The 24874-nt window shown below is 71.8% G+C and carries 23 protein-coding genes; 10 read left to right on the top strand and 13 right to left on the bottom strand.

Translation table 11 applies throughout. The annotated features are described in order from the left end of the window. Nucleotides 1-36: 36 nt before the first annotated feature. From nusA to H563_RS0106145, 3 genes are all read right to left on the bottom strand, one after another. Complete coding sequence (gene nusA, locus H563_RS0106155; protein WP_022881729.1) at nt 37-1074, bottom strand: transcription termination factor NusA; 1038 nt, start codon at nt 1072-1074, stop codon at nt 37-39. Nucleotides 1075-1240: 166 nt separating this feature from the next. Then, the gene (locus tag H563_RS0106150; RefSeq protein WP_022881728.1) at nt 1241-2263 is read right to left on the bottom strand and encodes an LLM class flavin-dependent oxidoreductase; all 1023 of its coding nucleotides are present in this window, start codon (nt 2261-2263) and stop codon (nt 1241-1243) included. 28 nt (nt 2264-2291) lie between these two features. Further along, the gene (locus tag H563_RS0106145) at nt 2292-4058 is read right to left on the bottom strand and encodes a proline--tRNA ligase (RefSeq protein WP_022881727.1); all 1767 of its coding nucleotides are present in this window, start codon (nt 4056-4058) and stop codon (nt 2292-2294) included. Between the two features lie 64 nt (nt 4059-4122). Here H563_RS0106145 and H563_RS0106140 point away from each other — a divergent pair, with 64 nt between their 5' ends. Both H563_RS0106140 and H563_RS0106135 read left to right on the top strand, forming a co-directional pair. After that, a complete protein-coding gene (locus H563_RS0106140) occupies nt 4123-4332 on the top strand; it encodes a DUF6290 family protein (RefSeq protein ID WP_022881726.1) in 210 nt (69 codons plus the stop codon). After that, nucleotides 4329-4709, top strand: a complete 381-nt coding sequence (locus H563_RS0106135; RefSeq protein ID WP_022881725.1) for a type II toxin-antitoxin system death-on-curing family toxin — start codon at nt 4329-4331, stop codon at nt 4707-4709. Before H563_RS0106140 ends, H563_RS0106135 begins: the two co-directional genes overlap by 4 nt. Nucleotides 4710-4769: 60 nt before the next feature. Here the strand turns inward: H563_RS0106135 and ispG are convergent, their stop codons facing one another. Both ispG and H563_RS0106125 read right to left on the bottom strand, forming a co-directional pair. Further along, complete coding sequence (ispG, locus tag H563_RS0106130; protein ID WP_027479165.1) at nt 4770-5903, bottom strand: flavodoxin-dependent (E)-4-hydroxy-3-methylbut-2-enyl-diphosphate synthase; 1134 nt, start codon at nt 5901-5903, stop codon at nt 4770-4772. A 63-nt stretch (nt 5904-5966) separates the two neighbouring features. Continuing rightward, the gene (locus tag H563_RS0106125; RefSeq protein WP_022881723.1) at nt 5967-7265 is read right to left on the bottom strand and encodes a M50 family metallopeptidase; all 1299 of its coding nucleotides are present in this window, start codon (nt 7263-7265) and stop codon (nt 5967-5969) included. 103 nt (nt 7266-7368) lie between these two features. Here H563_RS0106125 and H563_RS15310 point away from each other — a divergent pair, with 103 nt between their 5' ends. Both H563_RS15310 and H563_RS0106115 read left to right on the top strand, forming a co-directional pair. Beyond that, complete coding sequence (locus tag H563_RS15310) at nt 7369-8289, top strand: DsbA family protein (RefSeq protein ID WP_022881722.1); 921 nt, start codon at nt 7369-7371, stop codon at nt 8287-8289. A 44-nt stretch (nt 8290-8333) separates the two neighbouring features. Continuing rightward, nucleotides 8334-9272 carry an NAD-dependent epimerase/dehydratase family protein gene (locus H563_RS0106115; RefSeq protein WP_022881721.1) on the top strand — a complete coding sequence of 313 codons (939 nt, stop codon included), beginning with the start codon at nt 8334-8336 and terminating at the stop codon, nt 9270-9272. A gap of 1 nt (nt 9273) precedes the next feature. On the opposite strand, the gene dxr is transcribed toward H563_RS0106115, so the two are convergent. Both dxr and H563_RS0106105 read right to left on the bottom strand, forming a co-directional pair. After that, nucleotides 9274-10359 (bottom strand): 1-deoxy-D-xylulose-5-phosphate reductoisomerase, encoded by a 1086-nt coding sequence (dxr, locus tag H563_RS0106110; RefSeq protein ID WP_022881720.1) that lies wholly within the window; start codon nt 10357-10359, stop codon nt 9274-9276. A gap of 10 nt (nt 10360-10369) precedes the next feature. Continuing rightward, nucleotides 10370-11398: an FKBP-type peptidyl-prolyl cis-trans isomerase gene (locus H563_RS0106105; RefSeq protein ID WP_033209738.1), complete on the bottom strand. Its 1029-nt coding sequence runs from the start codon at nt 11396-11398 to the stop codon at nt 10370-10372. Between the two features lie 82 nt (nt 11399-11480). Here H563_RS0106105 and H563_RS15305 point away from each other — a divergent pair, with 82 nt between their 5' ends. Next, nucleotides 11481-12389: a hypothetical protein gene (locus H563_RS15305; protein ID WP_022881718.1), complete on the top strand. Its 909-nt coding sequence runs from the start codon at nt 11481-11483 to the stop codon at nt 12387-12389. Between the two features lie 20 nt (nt 12390-12409). Then, nucleotides 12410-13213: a lysophospholipid acyltransferase family protein gene (locus H563_RS0106095; protein ID WP_022881717.1), complete on the top strand. Its 804-nt coding sequence runs from the start codon at nt 12410-12412 to the stop codon at nt 13211-13213. Here H563_RS0106095 and H563_RS0106090 read toward each other — a convergent pair. Beyond that, entirely contained in the window at nt 13182-13688 is a 507-nt protein-coding gene (locus H563_RS0106090; RefSeq protein WP_022881716.1) for an OsmC family protein, read from the bottom strand. The two genes, H563_RS0106095 and H563_RS0106090, sit on opposite strands and share 32 nt — an antisense overlap. A 142-nt stretch (nt 13689-13830) precedes the next feature. Here H563_RS0106090 and H563_RS0106085 point away from each other — a divergent pair, with 142 nt between their 5' ends. Further along, nucleotides 13831-14850, top strand: coding sequence for an asparaginase (locus H563_RS0106085; protein WP_081416176.1), 1020 nt, complete (start codon nt 13831-13833; stop codon nt 14848-14850). 31 nt (nt 14851-14881) lie between these two features. Then, a complete protein-coding gene (ald, locus tag H563_RS0106080; protein ID WP_022881714.1) occupies nt 14882-16006 on the top strand; it encodes an alanine dehydrogenase in 1125 nt (374 codons plus the stop codon). Between the two features lie 37 nt (nt 16007-16043). Here ald and H563_RS0106075 read toward each other — a convergent pair whose 3' ends face one another. The 4 genes from H563_RS0106075 to H563_RS0106060 all read right to left on the bottom strand — a co-directional run bounded on the left by H563_RS0106075 (nt 16044) and on the right by H563_RS0106060 (nt 21910). Then, nucleotides 16044-18827: an FtsK/SpoIIIE domain-containing protein gene (locus H563_RS0106075; protein WP_022881713.1), complete on the bottom strand. Its 2784-nt coding sequence runs from the start codon at nt 18825-18827 to the stop codon at nt 16044-16046. A gap of 61 nt (nt 18828-18888) precedes the next feature. Beyond that, nucleotides 18889-19446, bottom strand: a complete 558-nt coding sequence (locus H563_RS0106070; RefSeq protein ID WP_022881712.1) for an FHA domain-containing protein — start codon at nt 19444-19446, stop codon at nt 18889-18891. A 78-nt stretch (nt 19447-19524) separates the two neighbouring features. Next, on the bottom strand, nt 19525-20376 hold the full coding sequence (locus tag H563_RS0106065) for a PP2C family protein-serine/threonine phosphatase (protein WP_022881711.1): 852 nt from the start codon (nt 20374-20376) through the stop codon (nt 19525-19527). Between the two features lie 94 nt (nt 20377-20470). After that, complete coding sequence (locus H563_RS0106060; RefSeq protein ID WP_022881710.1) at nt 20471-21910, bottom strand: aminobutyraldehyde dehydrogenase; 1440 nt, start codon at nt 21908-21910, stop codon at nt 20471-20473. An 89-nt stretch (nt 21911-21999) separates the two neighbouring features. Here H563_RS0106060 and H563_RS0106055 point away from each other — a divergent pair, with 89 nt between their 5' ends. Both H563_RS0106055 and H563_RS0106050 read left to right on the top strand, forming a co-directional pair. Beyond that, a complete protein-coding gene (locus H563_RS0106055; protein WP_022881709.1) occupies nt 22000-22482 on the top strand; it encodes an Lrp/AsnC family transcriptional regulator in 483 nt (160 codons plus the stop codon). A 26-nt stretch (nt 22483-22508) separates the two neighbouring features. Further along, nucleotides 22509-23921 (top strand): aspartate aminotransferase family protein, encoded by a 1413-nt coding sequence (locus H563_RS0106050; protein ID WP_022881708.1) that lies wholly within the window; start codon nt 22509-22511, stop codon nt 23919-23921. A 103-nt stretch (nt 23922-24024) separates the two neighbouring features. Here the strand turns inward: H563_RS0106050 and H563_RS0106045 are convergent, their stop codons facing one another. Further along, nucleotides 24025-24780: an HAD-IIB family hydrolase gene (locus H563_RS0106045; RefSeq protein ID WP_022881707.1), complete on the bottom strand. Its 756-nt coding sequence runs from the start codon at nt 24778-24780 to the stop codon at nt 24025-24027. Nucleotides 24781-24874: the final 94 nt, after the last annotated feature.

Genomic DNA, 24874 nt, shown 5'->3' with positions numbered 1-24874 from the left:
CACACGGCCGAGCCACCGGCGGTTTTCCCCCGCGGCCTACTCGGCCGAGTCGGGCTGGATGTCGATCTTCGCCCCGGTCAGCTTCGCGGCGAGGCGCGCGTTCTGCCCCTCCTTGCCGATGGCGAGGGAGAGCTGGTAGTCGGGCACGAGCGCCCGCACGGCCTTCAGGCTCTCGTCGACGACATATGCGCTGGTGACCTTCGCCGGGCTGAGGGCGCTCGCGACGAACGCCGCCAGGTCGGGCGAGTAGTCGACGATGTCGATCTTCTCGTTGTTCAACTCGGCGGTCACGGCGCGCACGCGCGAGCCCATCTCTCCGATGCACGCGCCCTTGGCGTTGATGCCCGGCTCGGTGGCCCGCACCGCGATCTTCGTGCGGTGGCCCGCCTCGCGCGCCAGCGACACGATCTCGACCAGGCCGCCCGCGATCTCGGGCACCTCGAGCGCGAACAGCTTGCGGACCAGAGCCGGGTGCGTGCGGCTCACCGTGATCTGCGGGCCCTTGGCCCCCTTGGCGACCGAGGTCACGTAGACGCGGATGCGCGAGCCGTGCGTGTACTCCTCGCCCGGCACCTGCTCCTCGGGCGGCAGGATCGCCTCGACCGTTCCGAGGTCGACGTGCACCATGCGCGGGTTGGGGCCCTGCTGGATGATGCCGGCGACGATGTCGCCCTCGCGCCCCTTGAACTCGCCGAGCACCGACTCGTCCTGGATGTCGCGCAGGCGCTGGTTGATGACCTGCTTCGCCGCGAAGGCGGCGATGCGGCCGAAGTCGCTGGGGCTGTCCTCCGCCTCGCCGATGACGTTGCCGTCTTCGTCGTACTCGGGCACGAAGACACTGACGTGGCCGGTCTTGCGGTCGAGGTGCACGCGGGCCGCCGGCGCCTTCGCCGCGGCATCCGTCACCTGCTGGCTCTGCCCGGGGTGCGCGGGCGCGCCGTGCCGGTGGTCGGCCTGGCCGGTGTGCTTGAGGTAGGCGGTCAGGATCGCCTGCTCGATGATCGTCACGAGCTCGTCGAACGGGATCTCCCGCTCGCGCTCCATCAGTCGCAGGACACTGAGGTCGATGTCCACGTCTCCGGCCTCCCCTATTCACTTCGGTATTCAGTTCGGTGTTAAGTTCGAAATCGGCGCGGGAAACGCGCACTGAACAGTGCCCGCGTCGCCCCGCGGGCTAAACGGCGAGTCTAGCGGAACAATCGGCGGCGGCTGAAGGCCCCAGCCGCGCCCGTGCCGCCGGTCAGCGCCAGCCGAGCGCGGGGGCGACGTGGGTCAGGATCGACTCGATGAGGTGGGCGTTGTATTCGACGCCGAGCTGGTTCGGAACGGTGAGCAGGAGCGTGTCGGCGGCGGCGATCGCCTCGTCTTCGGCGAGCTGCTCGATGAGCTCGTCGGGCTCGGCGGCGTAGCTGCGGCCGAAGATCGCCCGGGTGTTCTGGTCGAGGTAGCCGATCTGGTCCTCCTCCTCGCGGCCGGCGCCGAAGTAGGCGCGGTCCTCGTCGGTGACCAGGGCGAAGATGCTGCGGCTGACCGAGACGCGCGGCTCGCGCTCCCAGCCCTGCTCCTTCCACTCCTCGCGGAACAGCCGGATCTGCTCGGCCTGCTGCACGTGGAAGGGGCGGCCGTCCTCGTCGTCCTTGAGGGTCGAGCTCTGCAGGTTCATCCCGAGCCGCGCCGCCCACTGCGCGGTCCTGTTCGAGCCGGCGCCCCACCAGATGCGCTCGCGCAGGCCCGGCGAGTGCGGCTCGGGGCGCAGCAGCCCCGGCGGGTTCGGGAACATGGGCCGCGGGCTCGGCGCGGCGAAGGGCTCCCCCTCGATCACCTTGAGGAACACCTCGGCGTGGGCGCGTGCCATGTCGGCATCCGTCTGGCCGTCCTCGGGCTCATAGCCGAAGTAGCGCCAGCCGTCGAGCACCTGCTCGGGCGAGCCGCGGGAGATGCCGAGCTGCAGCCGGCCGCCCGAGATCAGGTCGGCGGCGCCCGCGTCCTCGCTCATGTAGAGCGGGTTCTCGTAGCGCATGTCGATCACGGCCGTGCCGAGCTCGATGCGCGAGGTGCGCGCGCCCGCGGCGGCCAGCAGCGGGAACGGCGAGGCGAGCTGCCTGGCGAAGTGGTGCACGCGGAAGTACGCCCCGTCGGCGCCGAGCTCCTCGGCGGCGACCGCCAGCTCGATCGACTGCAGCAGCGCGTCGGAGGCCGAGCGCACTCGGGAGTGGGGCGACGGCGTCCAGTGGCCGAAGGAGAGGAATCCGATCTTCTTCACTGCGCCTGCAACCCCTCGCCCGGCGCCGTTATGCCGACAGGGCCGCGACGGCGTCGGCGACGGGCATCGTCTCGCGCGAGCCGCTGCGGCGCTCCCACAGCTCGACCTGGCCGTCGGCGGCACCGCGGCCGACCACGAGCACGCGCGGCACGCCGATCAGCTCGGCGTCGCCGAACTTCACCCCGGGGCTCACCTTGGGGCGGTCGTCGTAGAGCACGTCGAGGCCGGCCTCCTCGAGCCGCGCGATGACCTGCTCGGCGACCGTGAACGCCGTGTCGTCCTTGCCGGTGGCGACGACGTGCACGTCGAACGGCGCGACGGATTCCGGCCAGATGAGGCCCTTCTCGTCGTGGTTGTCCTCGGCGATGGCGGCCAGGATCCGGGTGACGCCGATGCCGTAGGAGCCCATGGTGACGGTGACGAGCTTGCCGTTCTCGTCGAGCACCTTGAGGCCGAGCCTCTCGGCGAAGAAGCGGCCGAGCTGGAACACGTGGCCGATCTCCATGCCGCGCTCGAGCGTGACCGGCCCCGAGCCGTCGGGGGCCGGGTCGCCCGGCTTCACCTCGGCCACTTCGACCACGCCGTCGGCGGTGAAGTCGCGGCCGGCGACGAGGCCGAAGACGTGCTTGCCGGGCTCGTTCGCGCCCGTGATCCACGCGGTGCCGTCGACGACGCGCGGGTCGACGAGATAGCGGATGCCGGAGCTGCCGTGCTCCCCGAGCACGGCGGCCTGCCCGCGCACCGGCCCGATGTAGCCCTTCACGAGCTCGGGGTGCGCCCGGAAATCCTCCTCGGTCGCGGCCTCGACCTCGGCCGGGGCGAACGCCACCTCAGCGCGCTTGTCGTCGACCTCGCGGTCGCCGGGTACGCCGACGACGACCAGCTCGCGAGTGCCGTCGGGCTGGGTGAGGGCGAGCACGACGTTCTTCAGCGTGTCGGCGGCCTGCCACTGCCGGCCGTCGTCGCGCGGGTGGTCGCGGTTCGCGGCGGCCACCAGCGTCGCGATCGTCGGGGTGTCGGGGGTGTCGAAGACCTGGGCGGGGGGCAGCCCGTCGACCGGCAGCGGCGCGGGGGCCGTGGTGCGGAACGCCTCCACGTTCGCGGCATATCCGCCGGCGGACTGCACGAAGGTGTCCTCGCCGATGGGGGTGGGGTGCAGGAACTCCTCGCTGCGCGCGCCGCCCATCAGTCCGTTGTCGGCGTTGACGATGACGTAGTCCATGCCGAGGCGCTGGAAGATGCGCTCGTAGGCGTCGCGCTGCTTCTGGTAGGAGGCGTCGAGGCCCGCGTCGGTGTAGTCGAAGGAGTAGGCGTCCTTCATCGTGAACTCGCGGCCGCGCAGCAGGCCGGCGCGCGGCCGGGCCTCGTCGCGGTACTTGTCCTGGATCTGGAAGATCTGCAGCGGCAGGTCCTTGTAGCTCGAGTACAGGTCCTTGACGAGCAGCGTGAACATCTCCTCGTGCGTCGGCGCCAGCAGGTAGTCCGCGCCGCGGCGGTCCTTGAGCCGGAAGATGGTGTCGCCGTACTTCTCCCAGCGGCCGCTGGCCTCGTAGGGTTCGCGCGGCAGCAGCGCCGGGAAGTGCACTTCGAACGCGCCGGCCGCGGCCATCTCCTCACGGATGATCCGCTCGATGCGCTCCTTGACCTTCAGCCCGAGCGGCAGCCAGGCGAAGATGCCCGGCGCCTGCCGGCGGATGTATCCCGCCCTCACGAGCAGCCGGTGGCTCGCGACTTCGGCGTCGGAGGGGTCTTCGCGCAGCGTGCGCAGGAAGTACGTGGAGAGACGAGTGGGCACGGGACGATTTTTCCACAGTCCGCCGAGCAGCCTGACTGGTATCATCCGCGATACCATATCCTCCATGGCCATGACGCTGCGCTTGACGGATGACGAGACCGAAGCCCTGCGCAAGCGCGCAGAACTCGAGGGCCGTTCCATGCAGGAGGTCGCACGCGAGGCCGTGCGCCGCTACATCGAGACCACGAGCAAGCGGGAGCTGCTGCAGCAGGCCATGGACAGCGAGCTGACGCGGTACGCCGAGGCTCTGCGTCGGCTCGGTGAGGAAGAGTGATCTACCACGACGTCGACGATCTCCTCTTGCTGGCCTCCGTGGCGCTGGGCGGCGATGCGGCCGTGCGCGAGCTCGGTCTGCTCGAGTCCGCGATCGCGAGGCCGCAGGCGAGCTACGCCGGCGAAGAGCTGTATCCGACCGTGCCGTTGAAGGCCGCGGCATTGATGCACTCCATCGCCAAGAACCGTGCGCTTGTCGACGGCAACAAGCGGCTCGCGTTGTCGGCGCTGCTCACGTTCCTCTGGATGAACGGATTCCAGCTGACGATGAGCAATGACGAGGCATACGTCTTCACCAAGCAGGTCGCGTCGGGCGTGCTTGACGATGCGGAGGCCATCGCAGGGGTGATGGAGGCGAACATCCGATCGCGTCGGTGAACGGGTCACGCAGCCGTTGCGACGAGAGCGCCGCACTTCGAGCCGCTGTGACTCGCCGGCTCAGTGGCCGACGGTGACCGTCGGCTCGCCGAGCGGTGCGTCGGCCCCCATCTCGGCGGCGATGCGGTTCGCCTCGGCGATCAGCGTCTCGACGATCTCCGCCTCGGGCACGGTCTTGATGACCTCGCCCTTCACGAAGATCTGACCCTTGCCGTTGCCGGAGGCGACGCCGAGGTCGGCCTCGCGCGCCTCGCCGGGGCCGTTCACGACGCAGCCCATCACGGCGACGCGCAGCGGCACGCTCATGCCCTGCAGGCCCTCGGTGACGTTGTTCGCCAGCGAGTACACGTCGACCTGGGCGCGGCCGCAGGAGGGGCAGGAGACGATCTCGAGCTTGCGCTCGCGCAGGTTCAGCGACTGTAGGATCTGCAGGCCGACCTTGACCTCCTCAACGGGCGGGGCGGAGAGCGAGACGCGGATGGTGTCTCCGATTCCCTCGCCGAGCAGGATGCCGAACGCGGTCGCCGACTTGATGGTGCCCTGGAACGCGGGCCCCGCCTCGGTCACGCCGAGGTGCAGCGGCCAGTCGCCCCGCTCGGCGAGCATGCGGTAGGCCTTCACCATCACGACCGGATCGTTGTGCTTGACGGAGATCTTGAAGTCGTGGAAGTCGTGCTCCTCGAACAGCGACGCCTCCCACACGGCCGACTCGACGAGGGCCTCGGCGGTCGGCTTGCCGTACTTCTGCAGGATGCTCGGCTCGAGCGATCCGGCGTTCACGCCGATGCGCAGGGAGACGCCGGCGGCGGCGGCGCGCTTGGCGATCTCGCCCACCTGGTCGTCGAACTTGCGGATGTTGCCCGGGTTGACCCGCACCCCCGCGCATCCGGCGTCGATGGCGGCGTACACGTAGTTGGGCTGGAAGTGGATGTCGGCGATGACCGGGATCTGGCTCTTCTTCGCGATGATGGGCAGCGCCTCCGCGTCGTCGCGGCTCGGCACGGCCACACGGACGATGTCGCAGCCCGAGGCGGTCAGCTCGGCGATCTGCTGCAGCGTGGCGTTGATGTTCGTCGTGGGCGTCGTCGTCATCGACTGCACGCTGACGGGGGCGTCGCCGCCGACCAGCACGCTGCCCACGCGGATCTGGCGGGACTTGCGACGAGGAGCGAGGGTCTCGGGCACCTTGGGCATGCCCAGATTGATTGCTGCCACGAAGGGCAGTCTACGGATGCGGATGCAACCGCACCTGAATGTTCAGCCCGCGGAAATGGGCTTCACGATGTCGGCGTAGGCGAGCAGCAGCTCCATCGCGATGAGCACCGTGACGACGCCGAAGGTGATCGGCATGAGCCGCGCCATGTCGACGTGCTTCGGGGTCTTGCCCCGGCGGAAGATGGCGAAGAACCATCGCTTGCCCTGCTCCCACAGGGCGCCGAGGATGTGGCCGCCGTCGAGCGGGAGCAGCGGGATCATGTTGAACACGAACAGCGACATGTTGAGCGCCGCGATGATCGACAGCAGCCACTCGAGGCGGTCGGTGAACGCGAGCGAGGTGTCGCTGGCGACCTCTCCCGCGAAGCGGCCCACGCCGATCAGGCCGACCGGGCCGTTCGGGTCGCGCGCCTCCGCGCCGAAGGCGGCGTTCCACACCTGCACCATCCGCTGGGGCAGGTTGAGGAAGATGCCGGCGACGCGGCCGAGGTTGTCGCCGACCATGCCGGGCACGGCGGAGACCGGCTGGCGGATGTACGCCGTGGTCGGCGTGATGCCCACGACGCCGGTCTCGACGATCGATTCGTGGCCCTCTGCGTCGTAGACGGCCTTACTCGAGCGCACCGGGGTGACGTGCAGGGTGCGCTGCTTGCCGTCGCGCTCGACGACGACCGTGAGCCGGCGCCCCGCCGCCTTCTCGATCATGCTCGAGAGCTGGTCGAAGGTGCGGATGGGCGTGCCGTCGACGGACAGCACCTTGTCGCCCGCGCGCAGGCCGGCCGCGGCGGCGGGCGAGGCCGCGTCGGAGGAGTCGCAGCTCTGCGAGGTGGAGGTCGCGGGTTTGAGGCACTGGGCGACGGATGCGACGGTCGTCGAGGACCCCGGAACGCCGACGCCCACCGTGATGATGCCGATGACGACGACCGCGATGACGAGGTTCATCACGGGGCCGGCGAACATGATGATGATCCGCTTCCACGGGTCCGCGGCGTAGAAGGCGCGGTGCTCCTCACCCGGCTGCACGGTCTCGGCGCTGGTCTGGCGCGCGCTGTCGATCAGCTCCGCGAGGCGGCCGCGGCGCGGCTGCTCGCCGTCGGGCCCGGGCGGGAACATGCCGGTCATGGCGATGTAGCCGCCGAACGGCAGCGCCTTCACCCCGTATTCGGTCTCGCCCTTCTTCCGGCTCCACAGCGTCGGGCCGAAGCCGACGAAGTACTGGGTGACCTTGACGCCGAAGATCTTGGCGGCGGTCAGGTGCCCGAGCTCGTGCAGGCCGATCGAGATGCCGATGCCGGCGACGATCACGACGATGCCGAACAGGAAGAGGAGCGCGGAGACCACGCGGGGACGATAACCGCGCCGGCTTTGAAGGTGCCGTAAGCAGGCTATGCGGGTCGTCGCGCGTGAGGCGCGAGCATCCGCTGCTCATCTAGGCTCTGAGGTCATGACGAACGGATCCGCCCGCCCCACCAAGAAGGAGCGGCAGAACGCCGCCAGAGAGCACGCCCGCCAGCTTCGCGAAGAGGCCAAGAAGAAGGCCCGCAGGCGGCGCATCTTCACCCAGGTGGGCGTCGGAACCGGCATCCTCGTCGTGCTCGTGGTCGCCGCGATCGTCATCGTGCAGATCGCCAAGCCGGCCTCGACCGCCGGACCCAAGAACATGGCCAGCGACGGCATCGTGCTGACCAGCACCACCAAGGCGGTCTCGACCCCCGCCATCCCGAACGGCGGAAAGCCGACCCCCACCAAGCAGGACAACGACGACGGCAAGGCGCACATCCTGCTCTACGAGGACCTGCAGTGCCCGGCGTGCCAGTCGTTCGAGGAGACCAACGACGACCAGATCGCGTCGTGGCTCGACGCGGGCACCGCCACCATCGAGATCCACCCGATCGCGATCCTCGACCGCATGTCGGGCGGCAACCGCTACTCCTCCCGCGCCGCGAACGCGGTCGCCTGCGTCGCGCAGTACGAGCCGAGCAAGTTCTGGGCCGTCAACAAGGCGTTCTACGACGACCAGCCCGAGGAGAACACGGGCGGCGCCACCGACAAGGAGATCATCGCCAAGATCAAAGCGGGCGGCGTGAGTTCGTCGAAGGTGACCGCGTGCGTGAAGTCCGAGAAGTTCAAGGGCTGGGTGACCGAGGCGACCGACCGCATCACGCCCGTGGGCACCAAGTTCCCGAACTCGTCCGTCAAGGTCGCATCCACCGGTTTCGCCACCCCGACCGTGCTCGTCAACGGGAAGAAGTACACCGGCAGCATCACCGACGCCGCGGCGTTCAAGTCCTTCGTCGAATCGGTAGCGAAGGGCACGACCAGCGCGACCGCGACGCCGACGCCGAGCGCGTCGTCCGCGGGCTGACGCGGCGGGCTGACACCGGGGGTGCCGCCCGTTAGCCTCAAGGCATGACGGGCGGCAACCACCTGGTGATCGGCGCGGGCCCGATCGGCCGCGAGCTCGTGCACCAGCTCACCGAGCGCGGCGACCAGGTGCTCGTCGCCACCCGCAGCGGCACGCGGCTGCCGCTCGCCGAGGCGGTGACCGCCGACGCATCCGATGCCGCCGCGCTGATCGGGGCCGCCGAAGGCGCGGACACGATCTTCCTGTGCAGCAATCCGGCCGTGTACGCGGCGGACGAGTGGCAGCGGGTGTGGCCGCCGATCTTCCGCGCCGCCATCCAGGCGGCCCGGTCGAGCGGTGCGGGGCTCGTCGTGATGGGCAACCTGTACCCGTACGGCAAGCCCGAGGGGCCGATGACCGAGTGCTCGCCCGAGATGACCACCGAGGCCAAGGGCGTGGTGCGCAGGGAGGGCTGGGCGGCGGTGAAGGCAGCGCACGACGCCGGCGAGATCCGCGCGGTCGAGGTGCGCGCGAGCGACTACTTCGGCCCGGGGGCGGGCGGCACCGCGCATCTCGGCGAGCGCTTCTTCGGCCCGATCATGGCGTCGAAGACGGCCTACGTCGTCGGCGACCCGGCGATGCCGCACAGCTGGAGCTACCTGCCCGACATCGCCGCGACGCTCGTCGCCGCCGCCGACCACACCGGCCCGTGGGGCCGGGTGTGGCACGTGCCGTCGGGCCTGCCGCACTCGCGGCACGAGATCGCCGACACCCTGAACGACTGGTTCGACGCGCACGGCAAGGCGGCCGGGGTGCCGCAGTGGCTGCTGGCGGGCCTCGGCCTGTTCAGCCCGCAGTGGCGGGGCGTCTACGAGTCGAGCTACCAGTTCACGGCACCCTTCGTGCTCGAGGCGACCGAGACCGAGCGGATGCTCGGGGTGCAGGCCACCCCGTGGCCGGCCGCCCTGCGCGAGACGGCCCAGAGCTACCGGCCGCTCAGCTGACTCAGCCGACGGCGGCGATCAGCCGGTCGGCCTCGCGCCGGGCCCACTCCTCGGCGGCCGCGAGGCTCTCGCGGCTGAGCGGCGCCTCGGGCTGGTGGGCGTCGACGACCCGCTGCACCGTGTCGACGATGTCGAGGAATCCGATCGATCCCGCGTGGAAGGCCGCGACCGCCTGCTCGTTGGCGGCGTTGAACACGGCCGGATAGGTGCCGCCCGCCTCGCCGACGCGCTTCGCGAGCGCGACGGCCGGGAACGCCGCCTCGTCGAGGGGCTCGAAGGTCCAGGAGTGCGCGGCGCTCCAGTCGATCGGCGCGCCGACTCCCGGCACCCGGTGCGGCCAGTCGAGGCCCAGGGAGATGGGCAGGCGCATGTCGGGAGGGCTCGCCTGCGCGATCGTGGACCCGTCGACGAACTCGACCATCGAGTGGATCACGGACTGCGGGTGCACCGTGACCTCGATGCGGTCGAAGGGCACGTCGAACAGCAGGTGCGCCTCGATCACCTCCAGGCCCTTGTTGACGAGGGTCGCGGAGTTGGTGGTGACCACGAGCCCCATGTCCCAGGTCGGGTGGGCGAGGGCCTCCCGCGGGGTGACCTCGCGCATCTGCTCGCGGCTGCGGCCGCGGAACGGGCCGCCGGACGCGGTCACGACCAGTCGGCGCACCTCGGCGTGCGCGCCGGAGCGCAATGCCTGGGCCAGCGCCGAGTGCTCGCTGTCGACCGGCACGATCTGGCCGGGCGCGGCCGCCCGGGTGACCAGCTCGCCGCCGACGATCAGGCTCTCCTTGTTGGCCAGCGCCAGGGTGCGGCCGCACTCGAGGGCGGCCAGCGTCGGCCCCAGGCCGACTGAGCCGGTGATGCCGTTGAGCACCACGTCGGCGTCGACCTCACGCACGAGCGCTTCGGACTCGGCGGCTCCGAGTGCGGTGGCCCGGACGCCGAACTCCGCCGCCTGGGCGGCCAGGCCCGCGGCATCCGTGCCCGCGCTCAGCCCGACCACCTCGAAGCGGTCGCGGTTGGCGCGCACCACGTCGAGGGCCTGCGTGCCGATCGATCCGGTGGAGCCGAGGATGACGACGCGACGCACGCGCCCCAGCCTAGCCAGCCGCGCCGTGCGAGGTGACGAGGATGTCGATCACGAAGACGAGGCTGTCGGTGGCCTTGATGCCGGCGTCGGAGTTGCCGCTGGAGCCGTAGCCGTCGGCGGGCGGCATCATCGTCACGACCTGCGAGCCGACCGTCTGGCCGACCAGGCCCTTGGTGAAGCCCGCGACCACGGCGTTGGTCTGGAAGGTGGCGACCGCGCGGCCCCAGCTCTCATCGAAGACCTTGCCGGTGCGCCAGTTCACGCCCTGGTACTGCACGGTGACGAAGTCGCCGGACTTCACGGTCGCGCCGGTGCCCTTCTTCAGCACCTCGACCTGCGTCTTCGTCGGCGCCTTGGCGCTCTTCGGGATCGTCACCGTGGGCTTGCCCGAGGACGCGGTCTTGACGGCGGGGAAGCCGCTCTTGGCCGCCTGCGCCTTGCCATTCGCCTTCGCGGTGGACGGCAGGTCGGGGGCGACGTAGAGCAGGTCGCCGATGAACACCACGGTGTCGGTCTCGGCGACGCCGAACTGCGTCGAGTCGACGCTGGAGCCGAACGCGGTCTTGGCGGTCTCGGCCAGCACGACGCGCGAGCCCTCGGTGACGCAGCCGAACAGGTCGTCGAAGACCGGAACGGCCTCGCCGCTGCCCGCGGTGAACGAGAACGCGGCCTGACCCGAGTAGCCTTCGGCGTCGATCTCCTTGCCGGTGGTGCCGTCGTAGAAGCTGAAGGCGCCGAACAGGGTGCGGCCGGTCTGGGCCTTCGCGCCGTCACCGGTGGTCACGACGGTGCGCTGCGGCGTCTTCGCCGCCAGCTTCGCGGGAACGGTGGCCTTGGGCGCGCTGCCCACGTCGCCGGAGACGGTGACGGCCTCGGACTGGGCGCCGCTCTTCACCGAGCAGCCGCTCAGGGCGGCGGAGGACGCGGACGGCATCGACGTCGAACTCGACGAGTCGGACGACCCACCGGATCCGGAGCACGCGGTCAGCAGCAGGGCGGCGACGGCCGCGATGGACAGGAGGGGGGCGATTCGACGCACGGAAGACACTCTCGTTGGGATCGGGGGCGAACCCCCAGTCTGCCCCACCCGCCTTTGTCCCGCCTCCACGTAGGGTGTCGGCGTGAGCTCCCGCGACCGTGCCCTGTGGGCGGCCCGCGCCGCGGCCGCCGCCGTGCTGGTCGTGATCGTGGTCGCGCTCAGCATCCTCACCTCCTCCACCGTGCACGCGTCGAGGGCGGATGCCGCGGCCGGCGCCGTCTCGCCCACGCGGGCGCACGAGCTGCCCCGGTTCGAGGCCGGTGACATCATCAGCGACGACGCCTTCTACGACGCCGACGCGATGACCGAGCAGGGCATCCAGGACTGGCTGCTGGCCATGCCGTGCGCGCCGACCGATCTCTCCCCGTGCCTCGCCTTCTACCACCAGGCCACGCGCACCGTCGCCGCGGACGGCAACTGCAGCGCCTACCAGGGCGAGGCCGACGAGACGGCGGCGCAGATCGTGTACAAGGTGGCCCACGCCTGCGGCATCAGCCCGCGCGTGCTGCTCGTGCTGGTGCAGAAGGAGCAGTCGCTCATCACCCGCCCGAGCGCGTACGGCTACCAGCGGGCCACCGGCTACGCGTGCCCCGACACGGCGCCGTGCGATGCGAAGTACTTCGGCTTCTTCAACCAGCTCTACAAGGCGGCGTGGCAGTTCCGCGAGTACGGCGACGCGAGCGACGGCTGGCGGTACCACGTGGGCCGGGTGCGCATCGCGTATTCCCCGGACGCCTCGTGCGGGGCATCCGTCGTCGACATCGAGAACCAGGCCACGGCGAACCTGTACAACTACACGCCCTACCAGCCGGACGCGCAGACCCGGGAAAACCCGTCGGGGCCCGGCACGCGCTGCTCCGCCTACGGCAACCTGAACTTCTTCCGGCTCTACAACGCCTGGTTCGGCGACTCGCGCGCCACGCACGTGCCGCTGTGGTGGGGAGAATGCCTCTCGCACCTCGGCGGCAGTACATGCCGCTCGGGGAATTGACGTGGACTACTCTCAGGGGGATGGCTGAGAACGCAGGGCCCGGCGACGACGCGGGCCGGGTCGCGGAGGACGCCGACGAGCCGGCCGAGGCCGGGCGCGTCTCCCGCGCGAACGACCGGCTGTACCGCCTCGCGCAGTGGACGATCGCACCGCTGGCCCGGCTCATCTACTGGCCGCGGGTGATCGGGCGGGGGAACGTGCCGAAGACCGGGCCGGTCATCATCGCGAGCAACCACCTGTCGTTCATCGACTCGGTCGCGATCCCGATGGTCGCGCCCAGGCGCGTGCAGTTCCTCGCCAAGTCCGCGTACTTCGAGGGCACCGGCCTGTCGGGCCGCCTGCAGCGGCTGTTCTTCACCGCCGTGGGCGCCGTGCCCGTGGTGCGCGGAGCGGGCAGCGCCGCGCAGGAGGCGCTGGAGCAGTCGCGGCGGATCATCGAGTCGGGCAGTGCGTTCGCGCTCTACCCCGAGGGCACCCGCTCGCTCGACGGCCGGCTCTACAAGGGCCGCACCGGCGCCGCCTGGCTCGCGCTCACGACCGGCGCCCCGGTGGTCCCGGTCGGGCTCAAGGGCACCGACGAGTTCCTGCCGGTGGGGGCGAAGATCCCGCGGTTCAAGCGGATCACCATCGAGTTCGGCGAGCCGATCGACCTGAGCCACTACGGGCCCGCGACGTCGGGCAAGGCCAGGCGCCAGGCCACCGACGAGATCATGGCCGCGATCCGGCGGCTCTCGGGGCAGGAAGAGGCCGGCGTGTACAACGAGTCGCCGCCGGCGAACACCGTCGAGCGGGTCAAGCGGATGCTGCACCCGGAGCGCCGCTAGCCGCATCCGCGGCCACGGCGGTCGGCTCGTGCCGCACGGGGAAGTTCACCGATGCGGCGATGAAGCACTTGCGCGCCGCCTCGTGGTGCAGCTCGTTGGCCAGCTGCAGCTGCGAGGCATCCGCCACCGTCACGCGCGGCCTGAGGGTGACCTGCGTGAAGTGCCCGCCGCCGTCGGCGGTCTGCTGCATCTCGCCGACCGGCTCGTCGGCGTAGGCGAGCACCGTCAGCCCGTGGCTCGCCGCCACGTGCAGGTAGCTGAGCAGGTGGCACTGGGAGAGCGCGGTCAGCAGCAGTTCCTCCGGGTTCCACCGGTCGGCGTCGCCGCGGAACGCCGGGTCGGCGCTGCCGCCCAGCTCGGCCTTGCCCTCGGCGCGCACGACATGGTCGCGCCCGTAGTCGCGGTAGCCGCTCGTGCCGGTGCCGCGGTTGCCGGTCCACTCGAGCGACACGGCGTAGCGATGCGTCAGATCCACGCCGCCAGTCTCGCACCGCGGCAGGGGGCGCCGGGCCCGCGGCTACACTGCACAGCATGACCGACACCCTCTCGCCCCAGTCCGCGGACGTGAACGACGAGGCGCGGGCGGCACGGTGAGCGACACGGCGCGAACCCCTGGAATCTCGGATCTGACCTCGGTGCGCTCCCGCGCCGCGGGCACGGCGACCGTCGCCGACTCGGCCGAACTGGCCGTGGTCGCGCGCGGCGACTTCATCGAGTCCCGGCACGCCGGAAGCGCCGTCGTGCTGGGGCAGGACGCGACCGTGCTGCGCGAGCTCGGCGACCCGTCCGCCCCGGTCTTCCCCCGCTCCGCGCTGAAGCCCTTCCAGGCGCTCGCCGCGCTCTCCGCCGGCGCCGAACTCGACGGCGCCGAGCTCGCGGTGGCGACCGCCAGCCACTCCGGAACTGCGGAGCACGTCGAGGCGGTGCGCGGCATCCTCGCGAGGGCCCGGCTGCCGGAGACGGCGCTACAGTGCCCGCCGGCGCTTCCGGGCGACCCCGAGGCGCGGGCATCCGTCAGCGCCGCCGGCGCCGCGCCCGCCCCGGTCTTCATGGAGTGCTCGGGCAAGCACGCGGCGATGCTGCTCGCCTGCGTCGTGAACGGCTGGGACCCGGCCGACTACCTCGCGGCCGACCACCCCGTGCAGAAGCACGTGGTCGACACGATCGAGCGGCTCACGGGCGAGAAGGTCGTCGCCACGGCGACCGACGGATGCGGGGCGCCGACGCACGCCATCACGCTGACGGGCCTCGCGCGGGGCGTCCAGCGCATCGCGACCGCGCAGGCGAGCTCCCCGTTCCCGCTGTACAAGAAGGCGGCGGCCATCACCGGCGCGGTGCGCGCCGAGCCGTGGGCGATCGCCGGGCCGGGCCGGCCGGACTCGGTGCTGGCCGCGTCGCTCGGCGTGTTCTCCAAGCGCGGCGCGGAGGGCGTGCTGGTGGTCGCGGCGCCGGACGGCACCACCGTCGCGCTGAAAGTGCTCGACGGGTCGCACCGGGCGGCGGCCATCACCGCGCTGACCCTGCTGGTCAAAGCCGGAGCACTGCCTGCGGCATCCGTCGCGGCCGTGCTGCCCGAGGTGGTCGAGCCGGTGCTCGGCGGCGGCGTGCCGGTGGGCGAGATCCGGCCCGTCATCTAGCCGAAACAGAGGCCGCACTACTCTGGGTGGCATGCGTATCGCCGTCCCCCGGGAGATCAAGGACAACGAGTTCCGGGTGGCCATCACCCCGTCGGGCGTGGACGCCCTGGTGGGTGCGGGCCACACCGTCGTCGTGGAGAGCGGGGCCGGCCTCGGCTCGTCGATCTCCGACGAGGAGTACGCGGCGGCCGGCGCCGAACTGGTCGCCGATCCCGCCCGGGTGTGGGGCGACGCCGAGCTGATCCTCAAGGTGAAGGAGCCGATTCTCCCCGAGTACGGCTACTTCCGCCCGGGCCTCGTCATCTTCACCTACCTGCACCTTGCCGCCGACCCCGAGCTCACCCGCGCGCTCGTCGACTCGGGCGTCACCGCCATCGCGTACGAGACCGTGCAGCTGCCGAACCGCCAGCTGCCGCTGCTCGCGCCGATGAGCGAGGTGGCCGGCCGCCTGGCGCCGATCGTCGGCGCCGCGACGATGATGAAGCCGGCCGGAGGGCCGGGCCTGCTCGTCCCCGGCGTGCCCGGCACGCGCCCCGCCGACGTCGTCATCATCGGCGGCGGCGTCGCCGGATCGAACGCGATCACGACCGCCGTCGGGCTCGGCGCGACGGTCACCGTGCTCGACACGAACATCAACCGGCTGCGCGAACTCGACGACCTCTACCAGGGGCGCATCCGCACCATCGCCTCCAACCCGTTCGAGATCGACCGGACCGTCACCGAGGCCGACCTCGTCGTCGGCGCCGTGCTGATCCCCGGCGCGAAGGCGCCCAAGCTCGTCGGCAACGAGCTCGTCTCGCGCATGCGCCCGGGCAGCGTGCTCGTCGACATCGCGATCGACCAGGGCGGATGCTTCGCCGACAGCCACCCGACGACGCACACCGCGCCCACCTTCCCGGTGCACGGCTCGATCTTCTACTGCGTCGCCAACATGCCGGGTGCGGTCGCCCAGACCTCCACCTATGCGCTGACCAACGCCACCCTGCCGTACATCCGGGCGATCGCCGGGGTCGGCTGGCAGCGCGCCCTGGCCGCCGACCCGGCGCTCGCGCTCGGGCTGAATGTGCACGCCGGCAGCGTCGTGAACGCCCCGGTGGCCGAGGCGCACGGCCTGCCCAGCGGCAACCTGGCCGAGGCGCTGGCGATCGCGGCCTGAGCGGCCCTGCCGCCGGGCTGATCACGCGGGCTGCAGATCACGCGGCCTGCAGGGTGCAGCGGCGGGTGCGTCCGTCGGGGGCGACGAGCCAGCACGCGCCCGAGCCGGGTGCCAGTGGCGGCGGCAGCACGCGGCTGCGCGCGACGGCGCGCACGTCGGAGGCGTCGCAGCCGACGAACACGAGCGGATGCCGCGGCCGCAGCGCGGCGAGCAAGCCCCAGCGCCCCAGCCACGCGTCCGGGTCGCCGACCAGCAGCAGCCCCTGCACCGTGTCGGCGAGGAGCGACTCGGGCACCGGCTCGCCCGGCAGCGGCGGCCGGCACAGGTCGACGATGCGCTCGGCGGGAAGGCCGAGGGCCCGGGCGCGGGAGATCACGCGCGCCGGGCTGCGGGTCACCACGACGCTCATCTCCCCCGGGCCGGGCACGAGCGGCACCTCGTGCGGGGGCTCGGCCGCGGGCGGGGCGCTCTCGAGGCGCAGCTCGGGTGCGAGGAACTGCACGCGCCGTCCGCGCCACACTCCGCCGCCTGCGGGCATGGCCTCGTCGAACAGCTCGGCCGGCGCCCCGGCCAGGAGGTGGTCCTGGCGGGTGGCCTGGCGCAGCAGCACGGTCTCGCGGGCCAGCTCGAGCACGGAGCGCAGCGCGCCGCTCGCACGCTGCACGGAGACGACGGCGTGCACCCCGGCCGCGGGGCCGTCGCGCAGCACGCGGGCGAGCCGCTCGCACCACACCGCCGCGTAGTCGTCGCCGAGCCTGGCGACGACCGCGTCGGCGTCGTCGATCGCGAGCAGCACCCGCGCCTCTGCGCCGAACGGGGCGTCGCAGCGCTCGGCCGCCGCCTCCACCGCATCCCACGCCGACTCGCGCTCGGCGCCCACCTGCACCGTCTCGAGCCCGCTCGCCCGGGCGATCAGCCGCAGCAGCGAGCTCTTGCCGCTGCGGGCGGCGCCGGAGACGACGAGCGGGGTCTCGGACAGGGCGAAGCGCACGGCGTCCTGCCGCTGCTCGTCGGGCAGGTCGACGAGGCCGATCACCTCGGGCCCGGCCGCGGGCAGCTGGGCGCGGGTGAGCACCGGCGGCAGCGGGTCGAGCCACGGCCGGCGCGGCGCGGGCCCCGCGGCGGCCGCATCGACGAGCGCGGCGATGTCCGCGTCATCCGTGCGGGCGATCTGCACGGCGGTCTCGGCGCCGTCGATCGCGATGACGCAGCGCCCGGGCGTCGACGCCGAGATGAGGCTGGCAGAATCCGAGCCGACCACCCAGCGGCTGTCGGCGGCCGACTGCACGCGCAGGCTGAGCCGCAGCGGGCAGTTGGCCACCAGGGCGTCGCGCATGACGCCGGCCGGCCGCTGCGTGGCGAGGATCAGGTGCACCCCCAGGGCGCGGCCGCGGGCCGCGATGTCGATGAACAGGGGGCCGAAGTCGGGGAAGGCGTCGATCATCGCCGCGAACTCGTCGACGACGATGACGAGGCGCGGCAGTGCGCCGCGCGCCTCGGCGACGTCGCGCACGCCGAGGCGCGCCAGCTCGGCCTCGCGGTGCCGCAGCTCGGCGGCGAGGCTCGAGAGCGCCCGGGCCGCCTCGCCGTGGGCGAGGTCGGTGATCACGCCGACGCAGTGCGGCAGCCGCTCCAGCGGCCGGAAGGCCGTGCCGCCCTTGAAGTCGACGAGCAGCACGACGACCTCGTCGACGCCGCGGCCGGCCACCATGCCGGCCACCCAGGTCACCAGCAGCTCGCTCTTGCCGCTGCCGGTCACGCCGGCAACGACGGCGTGAGGACCGTCGGTGACGAGGTCGACACCGTGCACCCCGCGCAGGGTGCGCCCGAGGTTGGCGGCGAGGCCGCGTCCGCCGGCCGGCGGCAGGTCGGCGAAGGACACCTCGGTCGGCAGGGAGCGCGCGGCCGCGCCGAGCCCCAGACCGGCCGCGCGGCGACCCAGCTCGGCGGCGAAGCGCTCGGCCTGCTCGCGCGAGACGAGCTCGGGCACCACGGACGCCTCGAGCGGCGCCTCGGCCCCGTACTGCTCCACCCGCGCGGTTCCGGGGGCCGTGACGGTCACGAGCGCCCGGTAGCCGGGCGGCACGGCCCTCGCCTCCGGGAACAGGCCGATGCGCACCGCCGCCGCGGCCGTCGCAGGGGCGTCGGCGTGCGGCAGGCCGGCCAGCCAGTCCCACTCCCCCAGCGCGTACCCGGCGGGGTCGGCGACGTCGGGTGCGCCGAGCGCGCCGGGCGGGTGGGCGGCGTACAGCTGCACGAGCAGCGCGCGGGCGTAGGCGCGCGCGAGCACGGGATGCCCGCACACGGCGACGCCCTCCCCGGGCGAAGCGAGCACCGGTGCGGCCTCGAGCCTGCCCGCCCGGCGCTGCAGCTCCTGCTCGTCGACCTCGCGCGCGTCGCCGCTGAGCGCGAGGGCGCTGCGCACCACCCCGGTGCCGAGGCGCACGACCGGGTCTCCGGATGCTTTCCACAGGGCGGCGCCGGCGACCGAGGCGAGGGCGGCAGCGGTTCCGGGGGCGCGGCGCTCGAGCATCCGCCGCTCGTCGTCGTGGGCGGCGTCGATGCGCTCCCGCAGCAGGTCCAACTCGGCGGCGCGCTCGGCCCGCGCCGCCTTCGACTCGCGGCCGCCGCCCCGGCGCGCCTCGACGAGCGAGATCACCGCGCCGATCGGCCCGAGCGCCGCGAAGGCGAGCGCGTACGGCGAGCGGGTGATGAGCCACATGACGGCCGCCATGACGACGGGCGTGAGGAAGGCCGCCCACGACATGCGCGCGGGGCGCGGCTGCGGAGGTCGCGGCGGCAGGCTGAGCGGGCTGGTCACGCGGTCCAGGGAACCACGGTGCGCGCATCCGTCGCCCGCCCTGCCGGCGGGCTGTGGAGAACTACCCGATGGTGAGGTGCTGGTCGCCGATCTCGACGCGGGAGCCGCGGGCGACCCGGTAGCGGCGGCCGGGTTCGCACACCCGCCGCTGCCCGTCCGGCGAGACCACCGCCGTGCCGTTGGCGGAGTAGCGGTCGAGCACCCACAGCTCGCCGGCCTCGACCCCGAACTCGAGGTGCGTCTTCGACACCGACCGGGTCGGGTCGGCGATGGTGATGAGCTGGTCGAACTGCTCGCCGGCGGGCGTGACCGGCTTGCGGCCGAGCAGGCCGCTGCCGGCGACGATGACGCGCTCGCCCGTCGAGGCGGCGATCACCCAGGTCGGCACCGGCTCGGCGAGGTTGCCCTGGTCGGGCAGAGCGGATGCCTCGATCACCGGCGCCGGCATGCTCGGCGCGACGGGGCGGGCGGTCGGCCCGTCGACCACGGCCCCGGAGACGATGGAGGTGTCCGACGCGCGCCGGTCGTCGACGGGAGCCCGCAGGTACGGCGTCGCCTCGACGGCGCTGCCGCACTCGCCGCAGAAGATCGCCCCCTCGTACAGCTCGCTTCCGCACACGCGGCATCTCATGGGTGTCGGGTCCTTTCGGGTGGTGCCGACCTCACGATAACCCGCGGCCGGCGGCGCGAAGACCCGTCACGCCGTGACGGGCCCGCTGCGCGCCCGGCGCCGACCCCCAGTGCGGGGGCGGCCGGCGGACGACTCGGGCGTCTCGAGCACGTCGACGACGATCACGCTGACGTTGTCGCGCCCGCCGTTGCCCAGCGCCGCCTCCATCAGCCGGTTCGCGGCGTCTGCGGGCGAGTCCCCGATGGAGAGGAAGTGCCGCACGCCGTGCTCGGTGAGCTCCTTGGTCAGACCGTCGGAGCACACCAGCAGGCGGGCGCCGGCGCTGATCGGGATGAGCCAGAAGTCGGGAACCGGATCCTCGTTGAAGCCGACCGCGCGGGTGATCACGTTGGAGTGCGGGTGCACCTCCGCCTCGGCGGGGGTGATCATGCCCGCGTCGAGCAGCTGCTGCACGATGCTGTGGTCGACGGTGAGCTGGTCGAGGGTGCCGTCGAGCAGCTGGTACACGCGGGAGTCGCCGATGTTGAACACCAGCCAGTACGCCTCTCCGTCGTGCAGCGTGAGGGCGATGCCGGAGACCGTCGTGCCCGTGCCGAGATCGGTGAGGCCCACCCCGCGGCTCATGTCGTCGACGGCCGCGCGCAGCGCGTCGCTCACCGCGTCCTGCGCCACGAAGCCGCTGCCGAGCTGCTCGGCCAGTCGCGTGACGACCGCCGCCGAGGCGAAGTCGCCGGCCGTGTGGCCGCCCATGCCGTCGGCGACGGCGAAGATCGGCGAGCGCGCGAGCAGGCTGTCCTCGTTCACGGCCCGCCGGTGGCCCTTGTCGCTGACCGCCGCCCAGGCCAGGCTCACGCGTGCGCCGTCGCGGTCGGGCAGCACGATGTCGTGCCGGCGGCTGCTGCGACCGATCTGAGTCACAGAGGTCTCCTGCGTGGAGGGGCGTCGAGGGGATGTTCTTCCCTGTACCTTAGCGGCACCGCGCATTCCGCCGTGCGCCGGGGCCGGCACCCGCTCACTCGCCGATGAACGACATCACGTGCTTCACTCGCGTGTAGTCCTCGAAGCCGTACTGCGACAGGTCCTTGCCGTAGCCGGAGTGCTTGAAGCCGCCGTGCGGCATCTCGGCCACGATCGGGATGTGCGTGTTGATCCACACGCAGCCGAAGTCGAGCCCCTTGGCGAAGCGCATCGCCCGCCCGTGGTTCTGCGTCCACACGCTCGAGGCGAGGCCGTACTGCACGCCGTTCGCCCAGCGCAGCGCCTCGGCCTCGTCGCGGAAGGTCTGCACCGTCATCACCGGCCCGAAGATCTCGTTCTGGATGTGCTCGTCGTCCTGCCGCAGCCCGTCGAGGATCGTCGCGTCGAGGAAGTAGCCCTTCTCGCCGTGCCGCGTGCCGCCCAGCGCCACCGAGGCGTGGCCCGGCAGCCGGTCGAGGAAGCCGGTGACCCGCTCGAACTGGGCGGCGTTGTTCACCGGGCCGAACAGGATCCCCTCCTCGTGCGGCGCGCCCGTCTTCGCGTTGTCGCGGGCGTACGCCGCGAGCGCCGCGACGAACTCGTCGTGGATCTCCTCCTGCACGAGCAGCCGGGTGGCGGCGGTGCAGTCCTGGCCGGCGTTGAAGTACCCGGCGGCGACGATGCCCTCCACCGCCTTCTCCAGGTCGGCGTCGGCGAACACCACGACGGGCGCCTTGCCGCCGAGCTCCAGGTGCACGCGCTTGAGATCGGATGCCGCGGCCCGGGCCACCTCCATGCCCGCGCGCACCGACCCGGTGATCGAGACCAGCTGCGGGGTCGGATGCTCGACCATGGCGGCGCCGGTGCCCCGGTCGCCGACGATCACGTTCAGCACGCCGGCGGGCAGGAACTCTGCGGCGACCTCGGCCAGCAGCAGGGTGGACAGCGGCGTGGTGTCCGAAGGCTTGAGCACGGTGGTGTTGCCGGCGGCGAGCGCAGGGGCGAACTTCCACACCGCCATGTTCAGCGGGTAGTTCCAGGGCGTGACCTGCCCGACGACGCCGATCGGCTCGCGCCGGATGAAGCTCGTGTGGTCGGCCATGTACTCGGCGGCCGCCCGGCCCTCGAGGTTGCGCGCCGCTCCGGCGAAGAAGCGGATCTGGTCGACGGAGACCAGGATCTCGTCCTCGACGAGGCTCGCGCGCGGCTTGCCGGTGTCCTGGCTCTCCAGGTCGGCGAACTCCTCGGCCCGCTGCTCCATCGCGTCGGCGATGCGGAACAGGGCGAGCTGGCGCTCGGCCGGCGTGGTCTCCCGCCACGTCTCGAAGGCGGCGGATGCCGCGGCGAAGGCGGCGTCGACATCGGCGGCCGTCGAGACCGGGGCCTCGGCGTAGACCTCCTCGGTCGCGGGATCGATCAGGTCGAGGGTGCGCTCGGCACGCGCATCCGTGAACTCGCCGTTGATGAAATTCTGCAGAGTACGCGTCGTCGACATGCGCGGGAGTCTACCGATTCCGTCGCCAAACGGCTGCCCTTCTGCGGATTCCCTTGCAGCACATGATTCGCGCTGACAGAATCGCACGCATGACGACCGCGACCCGGCATAGTGCGCTGCGACCCGCGCAGCTCGACGACGTGTCGAAGGCCATCATCGAGCAGCTGCAGGAGGACGGGCGGCGCTCCTACGCCGAGATCGGCAAGGCGGTCGGGCTCTCCGAGGCGGCGGTGCGCCAGCGCGTGCAGCGGCTCACCGAGGCGGGCGTCATGCAGATCGTCGCCGTCACCGACCCGCTGCAGCTCGGCTTCTACCGCCAGGCGATGATCGGCGTGCGGGTCAGCGGCGACACCCGCCTCGTGGCCGACCGGCTGGCCGCGCTGGAGGCGGTCGACTACGTCGTGCTCACCGCCGGCGCGTTCGACATCCTCGTCGAGGTGGTGTGTGAGGACGACGACGAGCTGATCGCACTGCTGAACTCCGAGATCCGCGCCATCGAGCACGTCGTCTCGACCGAGACCTTCGTCTACCTCAAGCTGCACAAGCAGCACTACAACTGGGGCACCCGCTAGGCCGGCCCCGGAAGGAACTGATAACCATGACCGACACCGTCAACGCGCCATCCGTGTACTCGGCCGCCGAAGAGGCCGCCCTGAAGACCAAGGCGAAGGACCACCTGTGGATGCACATGGCCTCGCAGGGGCCGCTCGAGGCGGGCGAGACGCCGATCATCGTGCGCGGCGAGGGCCACACCATCTGGGACGCGAGCGGCAAGTCGTACCTCGACGGGCTCGCCGGGCTGTTCGTGGTGAACGCCGGGCACGGCCGCCGCCGGCTGGCCGAGGCGGCCGCGAAGCAGGCCAGCGAGCTGGCGTTCTTCCCGCTCTGGTCGTACGCGCATCCGGCCGCGATCGAGCTCGCCGACCGGCTGGCCGACTACGCCCCGGGCGACCTGAACCGGGTCTTCTTCGCCACCGGCGGCGGGGAGGCGGTCGAGACGGCGTTCAAGCTCGCGAAGAACTACTGGAAGCTCGTGGGCAAGCCGCTGAAGCACAAGGTCATCTCGCGCGCCATCGCCTACCACGGCACCCCACAGGGCGCCCTCGCGATCACCGGCCTGCCGGGCATCAAGGCGCAGTTCGAGCCGGTCACGCCGGGCGGGTTTCGCGTGCCGAACACCAACTACTACCGGGCCGCGGAGGCCGGGTTCCCGGGCGGCACCGAGGAGGAGTTCGGCATCTGGGCGGCCGAGCGGATCCGCGAGATGATCGAGTTCGAGGGCCCCGACACGGTCGCCGCGGTCTTCCTCGAACCGGTGCAGAACTCGGGCGGATGCTTCCCGCCGCCGCCCGGCTACTTCCAGCGCGTGCGCGAGATCTGCGACGAGTACGACGTGCTGCTGGTCTCCGACGAGGTGATCTGTGCCTTCGGCCGCATCGGCTCGATGTTCGCCTCGGTCGACTTCGGCTACCAGCCCGACATGATCACCTGCGCGAAGGCGCTCACCAGCGGCTACTCCCCCATCGGCGCGACGATCGTCAGCGACCGCATCTACGAGCCGTTCCGCACCGGGGAGAACAACTTCTACCACGGCTACACCTTCGGCGGGCACCCGGTGTCGGCCGCGGTCGCGCTCGAGAACCTCGACATCTTCGAGGAGGAGGGGCTCAACCAGCGCGTGCACGACAACTCGCCGCTGTTCCGCGCCGAACTCGAGAAGCTGCTCGCGCTGCCCATCGTCGGCGACGTGCGCGGCGCGGGCTATTTCTTCGGCATCGAGCTGGTCAAGGACAAGACGACGAAGGAGTCCTTCACCCACGAGGAGTCCGAGCGGCTGCTCAAGGGCTTCATCTCGCACCGGCTCTTCGAGAACGGGCTCTACTGTCGGGCCGACGACCGGGGCGACCCCGTCATCCAGCTCTCGCCGCCGCTGACCGTCGGGCCGGCCGAGTTCGCCGAGATGCGGCAGATCCTCGAGGGCGTGCTGACCGAGGCCTGGACGAAGATCTGAGTTGTTTGGTGCGCCGGTCCCCGCCCGGCTCACCGCGGTCGGCTTCTCGAGTCATTGCGTCCGGCGGCGAGCGAGTCGCCGCCTCGCGGAGCGTCTTACGCCGTCAGTCGGCCAGCTGGGCTTCGAGGTAGGCGACCGTGTCCTCCCAGCCTGTGACGGCGTGCGTGCGCACGCCCGTGCGCACGACGGGGTAGTCGTTGCCCTCGGGGTCCAGCCGGTCGCCGACGAAGATCATGTCGGCGACCGGGATGCCGCTCGCCGCGGCCAGCTTCTCCATCGCGTAGCCCTTGTCGACGCCCTTGCGGGTGATGTCGATCGAGGTCGAGCCGCCTGAGCGCACCGACAGCTCGGGCAGCTGCAGCTGCACCGCGGCGGCGAGTCGGTTCTTCTTCTCGCCGGTCGGATCCCACGCCTTCTTCGCCTCGACCGGCGCCTGCTGGCCGAGGGCCGAGAAGGTGATCTGCGAACCGCGGTCCTCGAGGATCGGCCCCCAGGTTTCGGACTCCCAGTAGCCGAACTCCTTCGCCGTGGTCTCGACCGCGGCGAGCGCGGCCGTCTTCTCCTCGGCGGTGAGCCCGTCCTCATAGCGCAGAGCCCACTCGCCGTCGTCGTACCGCCAGTACTGGGTGCCGGTGACCGGCATGAGATGCAGGCGCGAGAGGCCGTCGGGCGAGGCATCGGCCAGCCGGGCGATCACCTGCTGCCGGAACTGCGCGATCTGGCCGCCGGAGATGATCGCGACGGCCGCGCGGTCGAGCAGCCGTGCGAGCACAGAGGCCACCGGCCCGGGCAGCGGCGCCTTCGACGGGGCGAGCGTGTCGTCGAGGTCGAAAGCGAAAAGGCGGGCGTCGATGGGCATGCGGGTCCTCAGCGAGACGGGGGTCGGGTCACCTGGATGCTACTTGACCACCACGGCGAACCATTGCCGCGGGGGTGCACCACCGCCAGGATGT

This window comes from Gryllotalpicola ginsengisoli DSM 22003 (assembly GCF_000419445.1).
Lineage (GTDB): Bacteria > Actinomycetota > Actinomycetes > Actinomycetales > Microbacteriaceae > Gryllotalpicola > Gryllotalpicola ginsengisoli.
The sequence above is the reverse complement of the archived record's forward strand: the minus strand, read 5'-3'. Positions and strand labels throughout refer to the sequence as shown.